General features: G+C 65.5%; 2 protein-coding genes. Both read right to left on the reverse strand.

The features are described 5' to 3' along the window. Positions 1-979, reverse strand: a 979-nt coding sequence (locus AB0D04_RS42430; RefSeq protein ID WP_362712816.1) for an AMP-binding protein, incomplete at its 3' end; no start/stop codon positions are given. A gap of 76 nt (positions 980-1055) precedes the next feature. Continuing rightward, positions 1056-2696 (reverse strand): PhpK family radical SAM P-methyltransferase, encoded by a 1641-nt coding sequence (locus AB0D04_RS42435; protein ID WP_362712817.1) that lies wholly within the window; start codon positions 2694-2696, stop codon positions 1056-1058. Between the last annotated feature and the right edge of the window lie 311 nt (positions 2697-3007).

Raw genomic sequence — 3007 nt, forward strand, 5'->3', positions numbered from 1 at the left:
CCACCGGCACACCAATAGGCACCACACCCTCCCCACCAACCCCCGAACCCACCACACCCACCACCGACGTGATCGTCGCCTCCGTCGGACCGTAGGCATTCATGATCCGGACGTCCGCGGGCAGGATCCGGCGCCAGGCGCGGATATCACCGGGCTTTACGGTGTCGCCGCCGAGCAGGAGCAGCCGGACGAAGTCCAGCGCCCCTTCGGCGTCGCTCTCCAGCAGGTGCTGTGCGTAGCCGGGCAGCAGGTCCACCACAGTCGGCCGGGCTTCTCGGATCTTCTCGATCAGTTCGAGCGCACCCCACCGGCCTGTCGGCACCAGGACGCTCGCTCCGCGGGTCAGCGGGGTGAGGCTCTGCTCGATGGCGACGTCGACGCCGGGGCGCGCGGCCTGCAGGACGCGGTCGGCCGCGGAGAGTTCGTACCGGTCGGCCATCGTCGAAGTGTGCTGGGACAGGGCGTGGCGGCTCACACCGACCGGCTTCGGCTGCCCGGTCGAGCCGCTGGTGTAGATGACGTACGCGAGCTGTTCGGGGCCCACGGCCAGTCGGGGCCGGTCCGCGTCGGCGTCGCCCTGTGCAGATGCCGACACCGGGACGGCGGTCACATCACCGAGCGGGAATCCGGCGCCGTCGTCGGGGACGATCGCGGCCCGGGCATCCGCACGCACGACCAGGTCCGCCAGTCGGCCGGCCGGCTGGCCGGGGTCGACGGGTAGAAACGCGCCGCCACTCTTGAGTACGGCGAGGTGGGCGACGAGGAGATCGGCGGACGGCTCCAGAACTGTGGCGACGACTGACTCCGCACCCACTCCGGCGGCGATGAGAGCGTGGGCCAGGCGGTTGGCCCGGCGGTCCAGTTCGCGGTAGCTCAGTACCAGGTCACCGTGGACAACCGCGGGATCGCCCGGCCTCTTGTCGACGCTCCGCTCGAACTGGTCGACGATGTCCGTGACGGCTGTGTTCTCGATGACCATCTGACGTTTCTCCTGTATCAACCGAAAACGGAAAGTGGGGTACGCGGCCTGGGCGAGGGCCGCTGGGCACTGACCGCTAGACGCCGCCTGCTCCGGACAGTGGGGCACCGCCGACACCGGCCGGCTCGAACCGGGCGCTTTCGAGAAGGCGGTCCACCGCGGCTGTGCTGACCTCGACCGGGGCGGAGCGGCCGACGTTCTCCCCGACCGCGGCGTTGAAGGCACTTACGTACTGCTTCACCTGATCCAGGCTCATTCCCCGGCGCATCAGATAGAAGACGCTCCACAGCTCGAATCCGCTCTGCGGCAGCCAGAGGGAACCCGAGGTATTCAGGAACATGTCGTCGATGATGTCAGCGGCCTGGTCCGAATTCATCGTCCGGTGGCGCCAGTTGAACATCGAACCCGATACCTCGAATTCGTCGCGCCTTTCCCAGATCGGCGTGATCGGGTCGGCGTACCACAGTTGCGGACGGAAGAAGTCCGGCTGCGCCTCGGCCAGCAAGCTGCGGGTCTCGTCCACGGTCTCCTTCGTCTCACCGGGGAATCCGATGATGAGGTTCGCGTGGGTGATGATGCCCACCTGCCGCAGCCGCGGAATTGCCCGCATGTAGTTGTGCCGCCGGGCGGTCTTGTTCATCCCCTTGAGCATGGTGTCCGATCCGGACTCCACGCCGAGGAAGACTCCTTCACAGCCGGCCTCGGCCATCAGTTCGATGGTCTCATCATCGCCGTGGTCGCTGCGGTAGAAGGAATTCCAATGGAATCCGTAATTCTTCCGGATCATCATCCGGAGAATTTCCTTGAAACGGACCTTCGGCACGTTCACCGTGTCGTCGATGATAGTGAGGCTGGTGACGGACCCGTGCTCCCGGATCCGGTCGAGTTCACGCTCGACGAGTTCGATCGGTTGGTACACGTACTTGCCGGCCCGCGCCGGAAAGCCGCAGAAGGCGCACGAGAAGGGGCAGGATTTCGCGGTGCGCAGCGTGACGAACTCTCCCAGCGTTCCCGCGAACAGGCTGTAGTCCACCATGTTCTGATCGAGCGCGTTGGACTCGGTCCTCTCATCGTTGAAGACCCACTCCCCGTCTTCGCGGAAGATGACGTTCGGTATGCCGCGCAGCGACTTGCCCGCCTTGAGCGCGGCCACCACGTTCACCATCGTGCTCTCACCTTCGCTGCTGACCACGTAGACGTCGGCACCGACCAGGTTGAGCACTTGGCTGAAGGCGGGCCGGGTGGTCTGGCGGGCGTAGTTGGCCACGAACGGGCCGCCGACGATCACCTTCGTCTTCGGGCTGTGGTCCCGGACGAACTTCACGACCTCGACGGCGGGATCGGGCGTGACATACAGGGTCGTGGTCACCGCCACGGCGAGTGGATCGTCGGCAAGCTTGTCCGCAAACTGTTCCTTCTCGTCCTGGAACAGGTTGACGTAGTCGAAGGTGTACCCGTGCCGGGCCAGAAACGAGCCGAGGTAGGTGATGGTGGGCCAGAGCATTTCGAGATTGTGGTAACGCCGGTCGTCCCCGTACCCGTCCTTCACCTGTTGCCGGGTCAGGAAGTCGAGGGCCCGGGTCGGCACACCCTCCCACTGCATGAAGGCGAGCGACAGGTCACGGTACGCGCCGGAATCGCGACCCATACCCGCGACCATGTCCACCTGCGCCGGAAAGTCGCCATCGTTGTGCCCAACGACGATGCAGTCCACCATCACAGTCTCCTTTGAGTCACACAACTCCCGCGGTCGCAGCTGACAGATCAGGATCGGGCATATGCGACCGACACGGACCAGTCACGAGGATCATGGCTGTGGCACGAGTGAAGGGGAATCCGGAGCGTTCCAGACCGGCAGTCGTTGACAATCACGCACTCCTGACGTATATAGCCGCCGGCGCGCCCGACCCGACCTAGGGCCTGTCCGATGGGTCAGGGTCGGAAAGGCCGCGGGGTCTGGTGCGGTGCATCGCAAGGCGCCGGAGCGTCTCGATAGCGGAGCTATTGGGACGTTTCGGCAACGCCGCG

The sequence above is a fragment of the Streptomyces sp. NPDC048483 genome (genome assembly GCF_040651455.1).
In the GTDB taxonomy this organism is placed as follows: domain Bacteria; phylum Actinomycetota; class Actinomycetes; order Streptomycetales; family Streptomycetaceae; genus Streptomyces.